The sequence below is a fragment of the Streptomyces himalayensis subsp. himalayensis genome, assembly GCF_013778455.1.
Classification (GTDB): Bacteria; Actinomycetota; Actinomycetes; order Streptomycetales; family Streptomycetaceae; genus Streptomyces; species Streptomyces himalayensis.
Genome location: NZ_JACEHE010000011.1, coordinates 1 through 17,995 on the forward strand (window position 1 = coordinate 1; position 17,995 = coordinate 17,995).

Annotated in this window: 19 protein-coding genes; 10 read left to right on the forward strand and 9 right to left on the reverse strand. The window is 69.3% G+C overall.

What is annotated here, in order from left to right; translation table 11 throughout:
* The 4 genes from H1D24_RS18710 to H1D24_RS18725 all read right to left on the reverse strand — a co-directional run.
* A partial coding sequence (locus H1D24_RS18710) for a protein kinase family protein (protein WP_508477989.1) occupies positions 1-361 on the reverse strand: 361 nt, incomplete at its 3' end.
* A 573-nt stretch (positions 362-934) separates the two neighbouring features.
* Positions 935-1,510, reverse strand: a complete 576-nt coding sequence (locus H1D24_RS18715) for a cytochrome b (protein ID WP_181658764.1) — start codon at positions 1,508-1,510, stop codon at positions 935-937.
* Between the two features lie 88 nt (positions 1,511-1,598).
* On the reverse strand, positions 1,599-2,279 hold the full coding sequence (locus tag H1D24_RS18720; protein ID WP_181658765.1) for a site-specific integrase: 681 nt from the start codon (positions 2,277-2,279) through the stop codon (positions 1,599-1,601).
* Between the two features lie 236 nt (positions 2,280-2,515).
* Positions 2,516-3,016: a MarR family winged helix-turn-helix transcriptional regulator gene (locus H1D24_RS18725; protein ID WP_181658766.1), complete on the reverse strand. Its 501-nt coding sequence runs from the start codon at positions 3,014-3,016 to the stop codon at positions 2,516-2,518.
* Between the two features lie 132 nt (positions 3,017-3,148).
* Between H1D24_RS18725 and H1D24_RS18730 the strand changes: the two genes are divergently transcribed.
* From H1D24_RS18730 to H1D24_RS18750, 5 genes are all read left to right on the forward strand, one after another.
* The gene (locus tag H1D24_RS18730; RefSeq protein WP_181658767.1) at positions 3,149-3,664 is read left to right on the forward strand and encodes a YceI family protein; all 516 of its coding nucleotides are present in this window, start codon (positions 3,149-3,151) and stop codon (positions 3,662-3,664) included.
* A 282-nt stretch (positions 3,665-3,946) separates the two neighbouring features.
* A complete protein-coding gene (locus H1D24_RS44080; RefSeq protein WP_374064259.1) occupies positions 3,947-4,243 on the forward strand; it encodes a hypothetical protein in 297 nt (98 codons plus the stop codon).
* A 16-nt stretch (positions 4,244-4,259) separates the two neighbouring features.
* Complete coding sequence (locus H1D24_RS18740; protein ID WP_181658768.1) at positions 4,260-5,000, forward strand: class I SAM-dependent methyltransferase; 741 nt, start codon at positions 4,260-4,262, stop codon at positions 4,998-5,000.
* Between the two features lie 55 nt (positions 5,001-5,055).
* Positions 5,056-5,958 (forward strand): aminoglycoside phosphotransferase family protein, encoded by a 903-nt coding sequence (locus H1D24_RS18745; protein ID WP_181658769.1) that lies wholly within the window; start codon positions 5,056-5,058, stop codon positions 5,956-5,958.
* 391 nt (positions 5,959-6,349) lie between these two features.
* Positions 6,350-6,574 carry a hypothetical protein gene (locus H1D24_RS18750; RefSeq protein WP_181658770.1) on the forward strand — a complete coding sequence of 75 codons (225 nt, stop codon included), beginning with the start codon at positions 6,350-6,352 and terminating at the stop codon, positions 6,572-6,574.
* A gap of 72 nt (positions 6,575-6,646) precedes the next feature.
* Here H1D24_RS18750 and H1D24_RS18755 read toward each other — a convergent pair whose 3' ends face one another.
* Positions 6,647-8,002, reverse strand: a complete 1,356-nt coding sequence (locus tag H1D24_RS18755) for an acyltransferase family protein (protein WP_181658771.1) — start codon at positions 8,000-8,002, stop codon at positions 6,647-6,649.
* 443 nt (positions 8,003-8,445) lie between these two features.
* On the opposite strand from H1D24_RS18755, the gene H1D24_RS18760 reads away from it, so the two are divergent.
* Positions 8,446-8,796 carry a hypothetical protein gene (locus H1D24_RS18760; RefSeq protein WP_374064260.1) on the forward strand — a complete coding sequence of 117 codons (351 nt, stop codon included), beginning with the start codon at positions 8,446-8,448 and terminating at the stop codon, positions 8,794-8,796.
* Between the two features lie 717 nt (positions 8,797-9,513).
* Here H1D24_RS18760 and H1D24_RS18765 read toward each other — a convergent pair.
* Positions 9,514-10,050: an NUDIX hydrolase family protein gene (locus tag H1D24_RS18765; RefSeq protein WP_181658772.1), complete on the reverse strand. Its 537-nt coding sequence runs from the start codon at positions 10,048-10,050 to the stop codon at positions 9,514-9,516.
* A gap of 531 nt (positions 10,051-10,581) precedes the next feature.
* On the opposite strand from H1D24_RS18765, the gene H1D24_RS18770 reads away from it, so the two are divergent.
* The 3 genes from H1D24_RS18770 to H1D24_RS18780 all read left to right on the forward strand — a co-directional run bounded on the left by H1D24_RS18770 (position 10,582) and on the right by H1D24_RS18780 (position 13,506).
* A complete protein-coding gene (locus tag H1D24_RS18770; protein WP_181658773.1) occupies positions 10,582-11,961 on the forward strand; it encodes an MGH1-like glycoside hydrolase domain-containing protein in 1,380 nt (459 codons plus the stop codon).
* A complete protein-coding gene (locus H1D24_RS18775) occupies positions 11,951-12,196 on the forward strand; it encodes a phosphotransferase (protein ID WP_181658774.1) in 246 nt (81 codons plus the stop codon). Before H1D24_RS18770 ends, H1D24_RS18775 begins: the two co-directional genes overlap by 11 nt.
* 161 nt (positions 12,197-12,357) lie before the next feature.
* On the forward strand, positions 12,358-13,506 hold the full coding sequence (locus H1D24_RS18780) for a PP2C family protein-serine/threonine phosphatase (RefSeq protein WP_309484376.1): 1,149 nt from the start codon (positions 12,358-12,360) through the stop codon (positions 13,504-13,506).
* A gap of 25 nt (positions 13,507-13,531) precedes the next feature.
* On the opposite strand, the gene H1D24_RS18785 is transcribed toward H1D24_RS18780, so the two are convergent.
* Genes H1D24_RS18785 through H1D24_RS18795 form a run of 3 tightly spaced genes read right to left on the reverse strand, consistent with a single transcriptional unit; the run spans position 13,532 to position 17,233 of the window.
* Positions 13,532-14,494 carry an aldo/keto reductase gene (locus tag H1D24_RS18785; RefSeq protein ID WP_181658775.1) on the reverse strand — a complete coding sequence of 321 codons (963 nt, stop codon included), beginning with the start codon at positions 14,492-14,494 and terminating at the stop codon, positions 13,532-13,534.
* Positions 14,495-14,513: 19 nt separating this feature from the next.
* Positions 14,514-15,926 (reverse strand): acyl-CoA reductase, encoded by a 1,413-nt coding sequence (locus H1D24_RS18790; RefSeq protein ID WP_181658776.1) that lies wholly within the window; start codon positions 15,924-15,926, stop codon positions 14,514-14,516.
* Between the two features lie 11 nt (positions 15,927-15,937).
* A complete protein-coding gene (locus H1D24_RS18795; protein WP_181658777.1) occupies positions 15,938-17,233 on the reverse strand; it encodes a hypothetical protein in 1,296 nt (431 codons plus the stop codon).
* A gap of 87 nt (positions 17,234-17,320) precedes the next feature.
* On the opposite strand from H1D24_RS18795, the gene H1D24_RS18800 reads away from it, so the two are divergent.
* Complete coding sequence (locus H1D24_RS18800; RefSeq protein WP_181658778.1) at positions 17,321-17,989, forward strand: TetR/AcrR family transcriptional regulator; 669 nt, start codon at positions 17,321-17,323, stop codon at positions 17,987-17,989.
* Positions 17,990-17,995 lie beyond the last annotated feature (6 nt).

Sequence of the window (17,995 nt, forward strand, 5' to 3'; positions counted from 1 at the left end):
AGAAGACGGTGTTGTTTGGCCCAGGGTCGTGATGGCAGACCACGGGATGCCGACCGGCGAGGCGGCTGCCGCGGGTGGCGTCATGCAAGGCACGGAGCAAGGCCCCGGCGGCGACGACCTGGGGGTCGGTCCAGCGCTGGAAGCGTGCGGGTACCCAGCCAGGCAGATAGCTCAGGACATCACGGCCAGCCGCGTCGGAACCGAGGTGACGCGGGGCGCCCGTGAAGCCCTGCTGCTGAAGGTGACCGAGCAGCTCCGCGACGAACGGGGACGACGCGGTGACCGGCCGTCGGACGGTGTTACCGAGCCTGACCACGCCGGGTGTAATGCGTCCGCCGGCCAACGGCACTTCGTTCTCCATGACTTCATGCTGCACGGTCCTGCTCCCCGTCACGATGCACCCCGTCGCACGCCCACGCCGCCTCCGGACGGAGAACGGGCCATCGATCAACCAGTGGCACGCGGACTTCAGGCCCGACCCCGGCACCAAGCCCCGAAGCCGACTACGAGCGCAGCAAGTCGCAAGGGTCATGCGCTGGAGAGCATTTCCCGCCCGGCCGCTGACCCGGCGGCCCGTCCGGCTGGGGCCCCGACGGTCCGTCGGCTGACCTTCCTGGGGCCCCCTGGGGCCGGAAGGAGAGGGAAGCCAGATGAACGATCACGGAGCCCCGGAGGGGTGCACCCATGCTGACCTGCTAGAACGAGGAAAGTGGGGACGGTCAGGGAAGGCCAGGGGAACGCTCTGACGAGCTCGTAATGCGTAGGTCTCGGATTCGAATCCCGAAGGCGGCTCAGTGAAAGGGCCGGGGCCAATATGGGGCCCGCGTGCGGGAGAGGTGGGCCCGAATGCGCGAAGCCCTGCTCCCCAGCCGTTCGGTTACCGGGCGCAACGGCGATGTGATCCGCCGTCCAGTGCGGGTTGGCGGCTTGTCTCCTATGGTGTGGTGCGGCCCCAGAGCATGCGCAGCAGGAGGTGGTCGCGGTCCAGGAGCTGATGCTTGAGGACCAGCCCCACGTGGAGCGTCAGGGCGGCGAAGAACGCCGCATGCCCGGCTATGTGCCAGGGCAGCGCGTCGTCGTCGGCGGCGATCAGCCAGAGGCCGCTGAGGGGGACGGCGAAGGTGAGGAAGTGCAGGGCCCGCTCGGTCCAGGTGGCGAGGCGCCGCTCGACGGCCGTCAGGGTTGGCGCCCACGGCGGCAGTGGGGTGGTGAGACGCCAGAGCAGCCGGACGAGCCCGAGGGTGAGGATGGTCGCGCCGAGGGCGACGTGCAGGGTGAGCAGGCTGTCGTCGCCGAACACGTCGTACCCGCCGCCCCGGCCCTGCCCCCGTCCGTGTCCGGACTCGCCGCCCCGGCCCCGTCCTCTCCCGCGACCGTGCCCGCTCTCCTCGCCGTCCAGCAGATACCCGACGGCGAACTGCGCGGTGAAGGCGGCGACGAGCAACCAGTGCAGGGTCTTGGTGACGAGCCCGTAGCCGTATGGGCCGTTGCGCAGGTGCGGTCGCGACACGAGTCCCCACTTCCGTTGACAGCGTCGGCCCATTGTCGGCGGGCCGGTCCGTCGGCGGTATGGCGCCTCCTCGGGCCGCAGCCCTGGCTCAGGCCGCCTCTTCGCCCTTCTTCTTGGCCTTCTTCTTCGAGGCCTTCTTCTGCTGCGCCCGGTACGCAGCCATCAGGTAGAGGGAGGCCGAGGCGGTCGCGGCGTGCATCTCGGGCAGCACCGTCTGGTACGTGTCGGTCGTCATCCGCATGTACGAGTGCCCGAGCATCGCCTGCACAGCCTTGGGTGCCACGCTGGCGGCCAGCACCAGACTCGCCGCCTCGTGGCGGCCGTCGTGGAGCCGGATCGGCGGCAGCCCGGACAGCTCCACGAGCCGGTCCCAGCGGCCGGAGAAGAACTGCGGGCGGTACACCGAGCCGTCCTCCTTGGTGAAGACCCGGTTGCCGGACTTCTTGCGGGCGTTCCCTGCCGCCCACTCCTCGCGCTCGGCGGCCTGCTTCTCGCGCCACGCCTTGAGGAACACCACCGAGTCGCGGTTGAGCTTGATGTCGCGGACGCTGTCGGCCTTCGGTTCGTCCTCGTGAACTTCGTAGGAGATCGCCACCAGCTGCTCGCTGATGTGGATGACCTCTTCGTCCAGGTCCACCTCGTCCCAGGTGAGCGTGGCCGGCTCGCCGCGCCGCAGACCGTGGCAGAGCACCAGGTGCCAGGCGGGGAAGTGGCGGTCGTCGACGATGAAGTCCAGGAACTGAGCGGTCTGTTGCAGGCTCCACACCATGACGGGGGACGGCTTTTCGCCGGTGCGCTGCCAGCGGGCGACGCGCGGGGCGGTCCACGCGAGGGCGCGGGGATCGGCCGCAGGGCATGTGCCGCTGCAACGCTTGTTTACGCGTGTCCTCCGACACGGAACTTGGACCGGTTGCCATCGAGTTGGACCGGCCGTGATGGGCGGGTCAGGGTCCGGAGAGTCTTGATGAAGAGGGTCGGGGTCCAGGTTTGGGCCCCGTAGGGGACCTACGTGTTGTCCTCGGCGTCCGCGGACTTCAGCAGCAGGGTGTGCATCATCGCGCAGTCGTGCTGGGCCTCGAGGCCCTTGATGGCTCGGGTGACGGCTTCGGCCAGTGTGTCGGAGGCTTCTCGGAGAAGCTGCCGTGCCTTGTCGGTGAGCGTCACCTGGATGCCGCGCCGGTCGCCGCACGCGGTGCTGCGGGTGATCAGTCCGGCGTGCTGGAGGCAGGCGACCTGATAGGTGAGCCGGGTCTTGGGGCGGCCTAGGCGCTCGGCGATCTGCGTCATGCGCAGGCCGGTGGCGGGCCCGTCGGCCAGGAGGCACAGCACCAGGAACTCGTCGTGGGAGACGCCGACTGTCTCCTTCACGCGGGCGCGCAGCTGCTGCTCGATCGCGCCGGCTGCGGCCAACAGTCCCATCCAGGCGCGCAGTTCGGGGGGCAACAGGGCGGACTCGCCTGTCGCGTCACGTCCGGGCAGGTCGGCGGGGGCGGAGGAGTCGGCCATGGTGTCCCAGTCTACCTGTTGTCCAAATTTGGAGTATCAGCTAGCCTGCAGTCCTCCAAATTTGGACTACTAGAGTGCGGCGCACTCCCGCCTCCACACCACTCTCCCCACGCATCCCCTCAGGAGGGCTTCATGTCTGTGGCAGTCGAAACCGGCATCTGGCAACTCGACCCCGCCCGTTCCACCGTCGGCATCCGGCACAAGACGATGTGGGGCATGGTCACCGTGAAGGGCACCTTCACCGGTCTCACGGGCGGGGGTGAGGTCGGCCCCGACGGGTCCGCCAGCGGTTCGATCACCCTGAACGCCGCCTCCCTGGACACCAAGAACGCCAAGCGCGACACGCACCTGCGGTCCGCCGACTTCTTCGACGCCGACCGGCACCCCGAGATCACCTTCGCCGTACGCAGCGCGACCCCCGGGGACGACAAGACGGTCCAGGTCGCCGGCCAGCTGACCGTGCGGGGCATCAGCCGTCCGCAGTCCTTCACCGCGCACCTGAGCGAGGCGAGCGTCGGCGCGGTCACGCTTACGGTGGAGTCCGCCGTGGATCGGGAGCAGTTCGGCATGGGCTGGAACCAGATGGGCATGATGCGCGGCCACACCACCGTCACCGCATCCCTCCGCTTCGTCCGCGCGACGTCCTGACAGGGGGCCCGCCGGGCCGGGGCGCTGCTGTCGGCGTATCAAGTCGGCTGCCGGGTCGGCGTGCTACGTCGGCGTGCCGAGGATGCGTAAGGACGCGCCCGCCCGTCGGCCAGAGGTGCGATTCGCCCCGGTGACGGTGGCGCTCTCCGGCCTCGGGGGCCAATAGAACAGCCAGTAACGCTAAGCACTTGATCTTGCTGCGTTCGCCTACAGCTCGAAGGTCAGCTGCCCGCTGGTTTCGAGCGCGGTACGAGGGGCCTGGGCCTGGGCCCGGGTGCGGGCGTGGTGGTCACGGTCGTAGCGGAGATCTCTGGCCAGTCGGCGGGGTGCCGGTGGCGGTTCTCGGGTCGGATAGGCACGTGGTCACCGCTCCGTGACTTTGAGCTGATGAGGGACCGTGCCGGCGCGCAGTTCGCGGAGGTCGGGGATGTGGTTGTAGAGGGTGCCCGGGGAGACGCCGAGGAGCTTGGCGATTTCTTGAAGACCGCGTTACTCCGTGACGAGGATGACGGGGTGATCTCGCGCAGCGAAGGTTCAGTGGCTGTTGGGATGTGGGGGCCTGTCCGGCGGATCATGTGACTACTAGGCTGCGACGATGCAGTCTGCAGATCGGGACCAGGCGAACGACTACGACAGCTTCGCCGCAACGTACTCAGCGGAGAACGAGAACAGCCTCGTAAACGCGTACTACGAGCGGCCCGCAATGTTGGCCCTGGCCGGAGACATGACTGGCCGTCGGATCCTGGACGCCGGCTGCGGCTCAGGCCCCTTGTCCTCTGCACTACGCGACCGCGGTGCCGTCGTCACCGGCATCGATGCCAGCGCCGGGATGCTGGCGCTGGCGAGGCGGCGGCTCGGCGACGATGTAACCCTCCACGTGGTCGACCTACGCGACCCTCTGCCATTCGACGACGGGACGTTCGATGACGTGGCCGCGTCGCTGGTGCTGCACTACCTGGAAGACTGGGGGCCGACGCTGGCCGAGTTTCGGCGGGTGCTCCGGCCCGGCGGCCGACTGATCGCGTCGGTGAGCCACCCTTTCACGGCCTACGCGCACCGGGATCCCCGACCCGACTACCACGCCACCACCAGCTATACCTTCGACTGGACTCTCAACGGGCATTCCGTCCCGATGGAGTTGTGGCGCAGGCCGTTGCACGCGATGACCGATGCCTTCGCCGGCGCCGGCTTCCGTCTTTGCGTCATCAGCGAGCCGCAGCCCGAACCGGCCGCCCGCGAACTGTTCCCGGACGGCTTCCAGGACCTGTCGACCAACCCCAACTTCCTGTTCTTCGTAGTCGAGGTACCGCCGTCGGCCGCCGGCTCAGGCAGCTAGCCAATCTCGGATCACGAGCGAAGCCAGAATCCTGCCCCCAGTAGTGTGGCTTCGCATGACCGACACCGAGATCGAGATCACCGCAGACCTGGTCCGCGACCTGCTGCAGGAGCAACATCCAGACCTTGCAGGGCTGGCCATCCGCGAGGTGCCGGGCGGCTGGGGCAACCAAATGTGGCGCCTCGGGGACGAGTTGGCCGTGCGCATGCAGCGCATGGACCCCACCCCGGAGCTCCAGCTCAAGGAGCGGCGGTGGCTACCCGTGCTGGCCCCGCGCCTGCCGCTCCCGGTGCCGACCCCGGTGCGGTTCGGCGAACCGTCCGAGCGCTTCCCCAAGCACTGGACCGTGATGACGTGGGTTCCCGGCGAGCCGCTGGACCACGGCTCGATCAGCCGCGGCGAGCACGCGGCCGACACACTGGCGGGCTTCCTCAGGGAGCTCCACGTGGAGGCGCCCGCCGAGGCGCCGATCAGCTCGGACTTCGGCGCTCACCCCAAGAAGTGCACGGACGGCTTCGACCACTTCTTCCACGCCGTCGTCCCCGACGACCTCGCCGACGATGTCCGGGCCGTCTGGGACGACGCCGTCGCGGCGCCCGAGTGGGAGGGCCCGCCACTCTGGGTGCACGGCGACCTTCATCCCGCGAACGTCGTCGTCTCGGACGGAACGCTCTCGGGCATCGTCGACTTCGGTGCCATGTTCGCCGGCGATCCGGCGTGGGACCTCGCGGCCGCATGGGTGCTCCTTCCCGCGGGCTGCGCCTCGCGGTTCTTCAACGTGTACGCGCAGGCAGACGAGGGGACGATCCGGCGCGCCCGCGGGCTGGCCGCTATGAAGAGCCTGTTCCTCATGCTCATGGGCCAGAACGGCGACCGGGGCCTTCCTGGCGGCAAGCCGACATGGGGACCCGCAGGCCGGGCAGCGCTCGATCGTGTTCTGAGAGGCGGTTTGATGTAGGCACGGAGAGACCGAGCCTCATCCGATACCCGCCGCCGGAGCTGCCGCAACCTCTGTGTCCCGTCCCCGCCGGTCGGCGGCGGGCTTCCCGGAGTACAACGACCCGCCCCGGACGGCGGATGCGGCGCTCACTCCTCCTGGCCGTCGTCGTCATCGTCGAGGTCGTTACCAAAGGAAACACATGAGCCTGATCCCGTTGACGTGAGTCCGCGAGCCGTTCGCCCTGGCCGTCGGTGAGCATGGTCGCGAAGGACCGGACGTGCCGGGTGAGCGCGTCGAGTTCGGGGCAGTGGGTCTGGACCTCTTGGCAATTACTCATCTCGTGGCAACTCCCGGTCTCGTGTGAAAAGCCACCCGGGCTCTTGACACGACAGCCGTCTAGACTCCCCCGATGGACACCATGAAATGCGCACAGTGCGCCACACTGGGCCTCGAGCCGGGCTTCATCGAGGATGCCGGCGAACACTCCCGTGGGTACGCGCGCTGGATCGCCGGTCCGCTGGAGCGCGGCATATTCGGTGGCGCCAAGCGCATGGGCCGCCCGCGCTGGCAGATCGAGGCCTACCGCTGCCCGTCCTGTGGGCACTTGGAACTTTTCGCACGCCAGCCTGCTTGATCTCCACCGCGGCGAGACCCGGTGAGCGATCCGGAGCGCCGCACCACACTCACCACCTCCGCACCGGCCGCTTCAGCCGGCCCGGTGGCCGCTTGCCATGCGGGCCGCACGGAGTAGCGCCGCGCCGGCAAGGAAGATGGCCAGGGCTGCGGTCGGCAGCCCCAGTGGGCCGTGGTCGGCCGGACCGGCGACGGCCACGCCGAGTAGACCGAGCACGGAGGCGGCGTAGCCGACGGTGGTCGCGGTGGCGCGCAGCCTGGGTCGGCCGAGGGCCCTGGGGGTCCACCAATGGCGCGAGGTCACGGCGCCGCGCCGCATGCCGCGCTTCTCGAACCGACCGAAGACCGCCACCAACGCACCGAGCACGGTGAAGAGCACGACCAGCCACGGCAGCTTCCACAGCAGCCACGCTGCCGTGTCCCCGGGGGGTTGGGGCAGCGGGAACAGGCCGGAGGCGTACACGACCGCGGCGACGAGCACGAACGCGCTCATGTGCCACAGCAGCACGGTCAGGATCACCGAGTTCATGGCGATCACCGCCATCCACGGCCCGAGCCGTTGCAGCCGCCGCTCCGCTGTGTCGCGCAGCAGCAGCACCAGCCCGAGCTGAGCCGTAGCCAACGCGAGCAGCGCGAGCGTCGGCGGCGAGAGGTTGCGGAACGACGTGCCGGGAACGTCAACCATGCTGATCGGGTACGGGCCGGCCACCGTGAGCAGCACCGCCACCGCGGCACCGCCCACCAGCAGCGGCACGGCCACCCTGGGCCGGGCCGGTAGCGTCCCGTCCTGCCAGGCGAAGCCGATCTGGTGCACCGCCAACCAGGCGAACAGGTAGTTGCCCAGCTGCAGCGTCGGCGCGTCGAACGCCAGCCGCGCGACATCCCCCGCGGCGAGTAGCCCCACCAGTACGAGTGGCACGACCAGCCCCGCTCGCCGGTGCAGGCGGTGCATCAGCGGCGTCAGGAAGACCACCATGAGGTAGACGAGCAGGAACCACAGCGGGATCGAGGCCAGCCACACCGCCCGGCCCACTTGAGCGGGATCGACGCCCGCCAGCCGGGCGATCAGTGCGGCGGCGGCAAGCGTCACCAGCAGCACGGTCGTCGGCCGTACGAGCCGCGCGCTGCGGTCGAGCAGCCAGTCCCCGACGTCGCCGCCTCCACGGGTGTGCGAGATCAGCGAGGCGGCGTTGGCGAACCCGCCCACCATGAAGAACACCGGCATCACCTGGCCAAGCCAGGTGATCGGGCGGCCCCACGGCAGCACTTCCAGGGCGCTGAAGCCGTCCAGGCCGCGTGCCCCGCCGGTGACCACGATGACCATCCAGTGGCCCAGTACCACGATGAGGATGGCGAGGGCCCGCAGCAGGTCGATATAGCGTTCCCGCCGTGGCGGTGTGCGCTCCGCGAGCCCGCGCAGGCCGTGCATGTGTCCATCATACGAACGGCGGCCGGCGAAGATCGGCAACCACGCACCGGGCGGCGCGCGCGTGCGCGACGCTGGAGGATGGACGCGCCGGCCAGGCGCTGCGGCCCCGGCCCCAGGGGGCATCTTCGCGTCGCCGGAGGGCAGACATGCGGCCTCTACGCCCGGCCGAGCCTCTCCGGCCATTGGCATGGCATAAACCCTCGTCAACCTGAGGTGATGGCCATACGGGACAGCTTCTTCCAAGCCATCCGCACATGTACCTTCGCGCGTGAATATTTGGGTATGTGCCCGAATAGGCGCCATATTTGGGCTGTTACGGGTGGCGGTGTAACGCGGTCGCGTTTGCATGACGCAGAAGTAGGCGGAAGAGGGTCACCACCCAAGGCTGTCTCCGGCTCCATGGGCGACCCTGTCGACAGAACAACGCATCAGATCGGATTCTTGTGAGCACCGACCCGGTTTCCGGATACCAGACGTACGAGCAGCCCCCGGGGCCCGACCGCTCCGTGCGTAACCAGGCCGCTGTACGGAGGGCAGCCCTGGCGGTTTGCACGATCGCCGACATCGCGGCCGGTTGGCTGGGCTTGTGGATCCTGCTCTTCCTGCTCGACGCGAACCAAGGGAATGCATTCGTCGATTTCGTGCACGGAACGGCGGACTGGCTGGCCGGGTGGGCACAGGACATTTTCACTATGGACACAGAGAATCTACGTGTTGTCCTTAATTACGGTCTCCCCGCTGTCATGTATTTGCTGATCGGGCATGGGATCGCAGCCCGTCTCAACCGGGCCTGACGGCATTACGGGCACTCACCCACGCCTGGCATGAACAGGTGGCCAGCACCTTCGTACTGCTGCCCGGTACGAGCAACGGCTGACGCCCGCCGAGCACCTAGCCCAAGCCACGGCGAGGGCAAGAAACATGACAGCGGAAGGACCGGAACTGTGACACGCACCCCCACCGGAAACGAACACCTGCCGATCTATGAGGACTTGGTACGCGAACGCGGAGACGTTGTAGCGGAAGCCCAGAGGGCAGCCGCACACACACAGCACCAGGCAGCGGAACTGCTGAGCAGGCAGGATGCGGAACGGTCGGACCTGCCAACGGGACAGCAGCGTCAGACCCGCTTCGGGTAGTTGGTCAGGAGTGCGGCGGAGCTCGCTCCGCCGCGGTTGACGCGGAGGCGGCGACGGCCTGGAGCCGGCGGGCCGTCTCGGCGGCGTCGCGCGGCCGGTCGGCGGGGTTTTTCGCCAGCAGCGGGTGGACGCGAGCGGCGCGAACTCCACCCGACGGACACCGACTCGGCCGCGGCTTCCGCCACGACCGGGGCGCCGCTCGTGGCGGTGTCGGGTGCCCGCAGGCCGGTCAACCGCGCCACCGGACAGCCCAAGCCGGTCACGCTCCGAGCCGACTCCGTCGTCCAGCTTTCCAACGGCGGCTCCACCGCCCATACCCGAACCGCGACCGCGCCCTACGGCAGCTGGTCTGCCGCGGTGCCGCCGACACCTTCAGGACAGGCAGCCGACGTGTGCGAGGGCCTGCTTGAGGAGGACTCCGTGCCCGCCGGGCATCTCATTCTGGACCAGCGGCGACGAGGCTTCCTGCGGGCTGAACCAGACCAGGTCGAGAGCGTCCTGCCGGGGGCGGCAGTCGCCGGCCACCGGGACGATGTAGGCGAGCGACACCGCATGCTGGCGGGGGTCGTGGAAAGGCGTGATCCCTTGCATCGGGAAGTACTCGGCAACGGTGAAGGGCTGCAAGGAGGGCGGGACTTGAGGGAGCGCCACCGGGCCGAGGTCCTTCTCCAGATGGCGCAGCAGGGCGTCCCGGACCCGCTCATGGTGCAGCACACGCCCGGAGACCAGGGTGCGGCTGACCGTCCCGTCGGGCCCGATACGGAGCAGCAGTCCGATGCTGGTGACTTCGCCGCTGCCGTCGACTCGCACCGGCACGGCTTCGACGTAAAGGATCGGCATGCTTGCGCGCGCCTGTTCGAGTTCGTCGGGAGAAAGCCAGCCGGGCATGGTTTCGGTCGTGTCAGACATTGGTTGATCGTACTTTCAGCGTCTGCTGTTTCGCGTCAGCGGCTCCCGTTTCGCGCGCGCCGCTCCAGGTCGGTGATGATGAGCCCCTTCCGTGTCAGGAGGGTTCAACCCGCCAGCGGTTGAGGGCGGCGAGGCGGGTGGTCGGCGCGGTCGGGGGAGCAGAGGAAGTCGACGACCATCGCCGCGTCGCCGACGAGTCGCGCGCGTGTCCCCATCTGCGACTTTCGTCCACTGAAACCGCACCACACCGCATCACAACATCACTTTTGTTTGTTGACAAGACAAAAGTTGTGGATACTCTCGTCATAACCGGTGGTTCCCCAACTCTTCGGAGCGCTTCGTGGAACGCGTCGTGCAGTTCAGCGGTCCCCGCCGGGCGGAGGCGGCCGAGCAGGCAGATGCCGAACTGCCCGCCGACGACCTGCCGTTACGTATCCACTCCTCAATTCGGGGTCGTAGTCTCCGGCATCCCGAGCGGCAGAAGCCCGGGTCCTTCCACGCCACCGCTGCCTCCTCGCGGAGGTCTGGCGCGTGAGGGCAGTCGCGGGTCCACCCACGCCCACCCGGTCCGCCCACCTGGCACTGTGGCGCGGTGCGGCGCGGGTCCTGCTCGACAACTGGACGGGTACCTCCACTGTCCCGTCGCGCAGCCTCTACCCGCACCAGTGGAGCTGGGACTCCGCCTTCATCGCGATCGGGCTGCGGCACCTGTCCGCGCGCCGGGCCCAGTGCGAACTGGAGACGCTGCTCGCCGCCCAGTGGGGCGACGGCCGGATCCCGCACATCGTCTTCAACCCCGCCCTCCCTTTGAGCGCGTACTTTCCGAGCCCGGACTTCTGGCAGTCGTCGCGCGCCGGAAGGGCAGCCGGTGCCCCGGCCGTCGCCGAGACATCGGGCATCGTGCAGCCGCCCGTCCACGCCCTGGCCGCCTGGCTCGTGCACCGGGCGGACCCGATGGAGTCCGAACGCCGCGGTTTCCTCGCGCGCGTGTACCCCCGGCTCACCGCCTGGCACCGCTATCTGCTCCGCTGTCGCGACCTGGCGGGCGCCGGCCTCACGGCAATGGTGCATCCCTGGGAAGCGGGCATGGACAACAGCCCCTGCTGGGACAGCCCGCTCGCACGCGTCGAACCGGCTGCCCCGGGCACCTTCCGGCGCGCGGACCTCGACCACGGCTCGGCCGCCGACCGGCCCACAGACCTCGACTACGGCCGCTACGTGCGGCTTGCCCTCGACTACCGCGACCACGGTTACGACGACCACGCCGCCGTGCACCACTTCGCCGTCGAGGACCCCGCCGTCAACTCCCTCCTCATCGTCAGTGAACTGGCCCTCGCCCGCATCGCCGCCGCTGTGGGTGCCGACCCCGCCGTCCACGCGGCCCACGCCGAGCGGCTCACCGAGACACTCGTGGCACGCCTGTGGGACGCGGAGACCGGCATGTTCCTCGTGCGGGACCTGGCCGCCGGCGAACTGATCCCCGAGCGCAGCGTGGCCGGGCTGATCCCGCTCATCGTCCCCGGCCTGCCGGCCGACATCGTCGAGCAGCTTCTGCAGAGCCTGTCCGGACCCCACTTCCACGCCCGGGCCACCGACCTGGTGCCCAGCTACGACCTGGCCGGTCACGCCTTCGACCGTACGCGGTACTGGCGCGGGCCCGCCTGGTTCAACACCGCCTGGCTCATCGAGCGCGCACTGCGGGTGCACAAGCGTGCGGGACCGGCGGACTCACTGCGGTCGTCCTTCCTGAACGCCGCAGAGTCCTCCCGGTTCTCCGAGTACATCGACCCTTATAGCGGCGAGGGCCGCGGCACCCTCCACTTCTCCTGGACCGCCGCGCTCACCCTCGACCTGCTCAGCGCCGACGGGGAGGCGGAGCAGACAACGAAGCGCGGGCCGGTTGCATGGTGAACGCAGGCGCGGTGTTCCGCCGAGGCGCCCTGGTGGAGCGGCCGGTGCCGCCGAACGCGCGTGCCATCCACGCCCACCTCACCGCGCTGAAGGACCACGGCTTCGTGCCTCCGCCGACTGGCCGCGGGACCTGGCCGATCCGGAGGGAGGGACGTTGCTGTGCCACAACGACGTGTGCCCGGAGAACGTCGTCTTCCGCGACGGCCGTGCCACCGCCTTCATCGACGCCAACTGACCTCGCGACGTGCATCAGCACTAGGCCTCCTCTGCCCGAGCACTACACCTCCCGAGTGCGGCTTCGGCGTGATCAGTTCACCCACGGGGTGCGCACCGCTGGCCGGAGTGCGAGGTCCCGGCAAGTCTGAGGCGACAGCCCCAGACGACGGGAGCACGGAAGTGGGGAGTGCCGGTGAGCCCCGTATCGACATGGAACGCGGCATGGTGCGCCGCCTCCGGCTGCTCCCCTTCATCCTGCTGATCGGCGGCGGCGTGCTGGACGTAGTGACCCCGCCCAAGTTCAGCGCGACCGCCTTCTACGCAGCCGCGCCCATCATCGCGGCCCCGCTGATGTCGCTGTGGGGAACCGTGCTGACCGGCCTCGCCGCATGTGCGGTCGACGCGGCCGTGCTGGCCCATTTCGGCTTTCTGGACCATCAGGACGGGCTGACGGAACTGGCGTCGATCGTGGCCGTCGCGGTCATGGCCGTGGTGATCAATCGCCTGCTGTACCACCGTGATGTACGGCTGCGCTCGGCGCGCGGGATCGCCACGGTCGTGCAGAACGCGGTACTGCCGCGCCCCCGGAACCGTATCGGCCCGTTCAGGATCGCCGTACGCTACGAGGCCGCGCTGAAGGAGGCGCAGATCGGCGGCGATCTGTACGCCGTCCAGAAGACAGCACAGGGGCTGCGCTGCATCATCGGCGACGTACGGGGGAAGGGCCTGGGCGCGGTCGAGGCCGTCTCTCTCGTCCTCGGGGCGTTCCGTGAGGCCGCTCACGACGAGCCCACGCTGGACGGAGTCTGGCGGAGACTGGAGCGCACTCTGATGCGCGAGGTCGAGTCGCGGCCTAGTCTGGACCGGCAGGAAGGCTTCATCACCGCTCTCCTGGCCGAGATCGCGCCCTCCGGCGACATGGTCAGACTGGTCAATCGCGGCCACCCAGGGCCACTTCTGCTCCTGCCGGACGGCACGGTTCGGGCCGCCGAGCCGTCCAGGACGGCGCTTCCACTCGGCCTGGCGGTGCTGGACGCCGAGCCGGACCGGGCCGCGGTGGACGCCGTCCCCTTCCCCGAAGGCGCCACACTGCTGCTGTACACGGACGGCGTCACCGAGGCACGCGACCGTGCCGGAGTCTTCTACGACCCGGTCACCAGCCTCGCAGGCCGCCGCTTCGCCGGCCCTGACGCCGTGTTGAACGCCGTGGTCGACGACGTACACCAGCACACCGGGAGCGGGGGCGCGGACGACGACATGGCCCTGCTCGCCGTCACCGTCACGCGGGGCGAGGACGGCAACGACGGCAAGCCGAAGACCGCTTCCTGACGGGGCCAGGGAGCGAGGGAACAGGTCACGCAGGTGGCGCGAGGGCGGCGCTGTGCCTCTGCAGGAAGTCGTGCGGGTAGCCGTCACGGACGCGTGTGGCGGCATCGAGGCGTTCGAGCTGCGATGCGTCCAGCCGGAGGGTCACCGCGGTCAGGTTGTCGCGGATCTGCGTCACGGTGCGTGCGCCGATCACCGGCATGAGGCCATGCTGCAGGACCCATGCGAGGGCGACCTGCGCGGGCGTCGTACCGAGTTCCGCGGCGATCTCCTTGGCGATGTTCAACGCCCGAGCCAGGGATGGGGACAGCCGCTCGGCATCGCCCGCAGCGGGCTCCCGGGCCAGGAGACCGCGCGCGAGCGGGCTCCACGCGGAGATCGCGAGGCCGAGCGTGCGCGCCATGGGAAGGAGCTCACGATCGGGGGTGCGCGCGGCGAGCGAGTACTCGAGCTGCAGGGCGCAGAAGGAGTTCCAGCCGCGCAGCTCGGCGATGGCGTCGGAGCGGGCGATCACCCATGCGGGTGTGTTGCTCACGCCGACGGCCAGCACCTTGCCTGCGCGTACGAGATCGTCGAGTGCTCGGAGCGTCTCATCGACCGGCGTGCACTGGTCCCACGCGTGCACCCACAGCAGGTCCACGTAGTCGGTTCCCAGGCGGCGCAGGCTGGTCTCGACGCTGCGGCGCAGACTCTTGCGGTGGCTTCCGCCCGAGTTCGGGTCGTTCTTGTCGGTCGGCAGCGTGTACTTCGTGCCGAGCACGATGGCGTCGCGTTCCGCTGCGATCAGGCGGCCGGTGATCGTCTCGCTCGCGCCCTCGGTGTAGACGTCGGCGGTGTCGACGAAGTTGCCGCCCGCCTCGCGGAACGCGTCGTAGATCTCCCGGCACGTCTCCTCTTCCGCGCCGAACCCCCATTCGGTGCCGAACGTCATCGTGCCGAGGCACAGTTCGCTGACGCGCAGACCGGACCTGCCGAGCACACGCAGCCGCATACCGCCTCCCTGCGTCGCTTCACGCATCGTCGTCGACCACCCAGTTGACGAACCGGTGCAGCGGATACATGCCGTCGTGCGGCGAGCCCATGCTGCCGGTGAGGGCACTGCCGAGCTTCACCACGCGCTGCACGCCGGCGGTGGCGAGGCGGTCGCGGAGCTCAGCTTTACGGTGCGACGGATAGACCCCGACCGTCTGCGTCGCCACCGTGGCGAAGGCGGCGGCGTCGAGCATGGTGGCGACCGGCACGACATTGACCGTCTTGTTCGTGGGATGGAAGTCGACCGGCTCCGGCGAGCGCACCACCAGGCCCCGGCCGTCGTAGTCGCCCCAGATCCGGTACTCGGGGTCCAGGAAGCGCAGGCCGTCCACCGCCTCGCGGATGTCGCTCGAGGGCTTCGGCCCTACCGCCGACGCGAACTGCCGGTCGACCCCGAGCCGCTCGCAGAGCAGCGCGCAGAAGCGGTCGGCCTGCTCGATGTCGCCTTCGACGCAGATGTGGCGGGCGGCGACGCACGCGTCCTGGTTGAAGACGGTGGCATCCGCGGCCGCCAGCTCGGCCGCTTCCCGCAGGGTCTGCTCGGACGCGAAGGCCTCCCGGCCGATGACCGACATCGACACCTTCGGATCGAAGGAGATCAACTGGAAGCCCGGCCCGACGTACTTCGCGGCGTTCGCGATGGCGTCGCCCCCACCCCAGGCGACCAGCTTGTCGAAGTACTGGGAGCGGTACAGCACGCCCTCGACCTTCGCGTCGCCGCCGCGCCAGTAGACGGCGGACATCGACCGGAGCACGGGGTGGTCGGGCTCGATGTCGGCCATGGTGCGGAGCACCGCGACGGTGGTGAACGGGTCGGCCGACGGCATCTTGAACACGTTGACCGCCTTGACCAGTGCGGCGTCCGCGATCGACGTCATGGCCGCGCTCGGCGAGTTTCCGGCGAGCATGTGGACCAGCCGCGGCGGGAAGGCGCGGACCCGGCTGACGCGGCCGTTGGGGTCGGTGCGCTCCACCCAGCCGTCGAGGACATCGGTGCCGCCGAAGGTGCGCTCGAGGCGGTACTCCAGTGCCTCCCGCGTCAGGAACTGCCCCGGCCGGTGGAAGGTGTTCTCGATGATGCGCCGCGGCAGGGCACTCACCTGCAGGGTCATCTCGAGCGACTCCTGCAGGTACGCGTTCTTCTCGAGCGTGAGGTGCTTCGCGGTCTCGACCAGGAAGTCGATGATCTCCGCCACCGGCACGTCGAACGCCGGCCCCAACCGGGTGCGCGGCTCGAACAGTTCGGTGAGCTGGAGCCGTGGCGTGACGAATGGAACGCCGAAGTCGCGCGAGAGGTACTCGGTGTCCTCGCCCCAGACGAGGCGGCCCCGCACGAAGTGCGGCACCCGGATCTTCGTGCCGGCGGGCGCGTGCGTGGTTGCCGTGCTCATGAACCCTCCGCTCATTCCGCGACGAAGCCGCGGACGTAGGCGTCGATCGTGCCGGCGCAGGTGATCTTGTCGTCATCGCGCAGGTCGGCGTACCGGGTGATCTCGGGGAAGATGGTCTGCCCCGGCCGGCCGCAGGGGCAGGCGCGGAGATCGACGAGGATCTTGTCTCCGCTGATCGTCCCGCCCCACCGCCCGTCGATGGTGAGGTCGAAGAACGCGGCGCGGCCCTCGACCTGGCCGTCGGACTCCGGCGCCGGCGCCTCCCCGTCCTTGTCGAGCACGAACAGGACGAGCCCCTCGGGTACGTGGTAACGCCCCTCGAGGCACTTGGGGTTGCGCAGGTTCAGTTCCTGCATCGAGTAGTACTGCAGGTGCCGGGCAGGCGTGATGTTCAGCATGCGGTAGATCTGCGTCTGGTAGTCCGGCGGCAGCGCGTTGCCCTTCAGGCCGCCGGCGGTCATCAGCGCGTTCTCGCCGGTGATGTCGCCTTCCGACGCACCCGACTCCTTCAGGATCTCGCACAGCCGGAACAGCGGCGCGACCATGGAGTTGAAGAAGATCTGCTCGCCGCGTCGCTTGAGGATGTGCTCCGCGAAGTGGTGCAGGCGTTCCTCGGTCTCCCTCTGCCGTTGGGCGCCTGCCGCCTCGACCTCCGCGATCTCGTCCGGTTCGGCCGTCCCGTCCGCCATGGCCTTGCGGATGGCGGCAAGGCGCGTCGTGTAGCGGTAGTGGTCCTTGCGGCCCTGCGTGCGGGGTACAGGGATCGCGTCGGGGCGCGCGTAGGCGGCGATGAGCATCTCGCGCGATGCGTTGTGCGCGCTGAGGCCGGTCTCCGGCCCCACGGGGATGACGTGCCACGAGCGCTCGGCCGGGATGCCGGCCTCGGCCAGGCAGGCCATCTGGTTCTGCTGCGAGGCCTCGCGGTCGCGCCGGGTCTTGTTCAGGAACGAGCTCTTGCCGCTCGTGCCGCTGGAGCTCGACACCAGGTGCCCGGCCGACTCGAGCCGCTCGATCCAGCCGTCGATGTCCTCGACACCGGACACGTCGACGTCGGTGACCCGGTAGGTCGACAGGGAGTCGAGCCAGCGGTTCAGCTGCGCCCAGCGGCCCTTCGCGATGAGCGACTCGGGATAGCTCTTGTACGTCGTGTGCGGGAAGAGCAGCGGGATGATGTCCTCGCGTGCCCGGATCGTCTTGATGCCCTCTGCCTCGGCCCGCCGGTCCAACACGGGCACCTGCTTTCGCCGTTGCTGGAAGCGGGCGTCCAACGCCTCGATGGAATCCCGCTGGTTCGTCGTCTTTGACATTGCGCCTCCAGCTCTCCTGGGGATCCCAAAAACTATACTGATAGGTCTAGTTACGGTCCAGAGACCGGTTCTGGCAGACTTCGGAAAATGACGACGCCGCCCCGATCCCGCCCACACCCGGGCGGCACCCGGCCTCGCCGCGGCGGCCGGCCCACCCGCGAGCAGGCCAGGCAGCTGGACGAGAACGTCCGCGAGTGCGCCCTCCAGCTCTTCCTGGAGCATGGCTACGACGGCACCACCATGGACGCCATCGCCGCGGCCGCCGGCACCACCAAGGCCTCCCTCTACGCCCGTTTCCCCGGCAAGGAGGCCGTCTTCAGCTCCGTGCTCGCATGGGCGATCCAGCGCACCGACTGGCCCGTGCAGGAACCGCCCCCACCGGAGCCCGACGACCTCGAAGGGGCGTTGACCGCCATCGCGCACGCCGCCGTGCGCCGGACGCTCGACCCGTCGATGATCAAGCTCGGTCAGCTCGCCGTCGCCCATGCGGCGCGCTTTCCCGAGATCGCCCGCCGGGTGTACGGCGCCGGGGTGTGGCCACGCCGGCAGCTCGTGGTCGACCTGCTGAACCGGCATGCGGCCGCGGGCACGATCGTCGCCGACGACCCCGAGACGCTCGCCGAGCACTTCCTCGGGATGGTCTCGGTCGTACCCGCACGCCACGCCTCCTTCGGCGTCGTGCGCGATCCCGCCGAGCAGGAACGCCACACTCGGAGCGCGGTGCAGCTGTTTCTCCGGAGCCTGCGTCCCGATTAGCGCGCA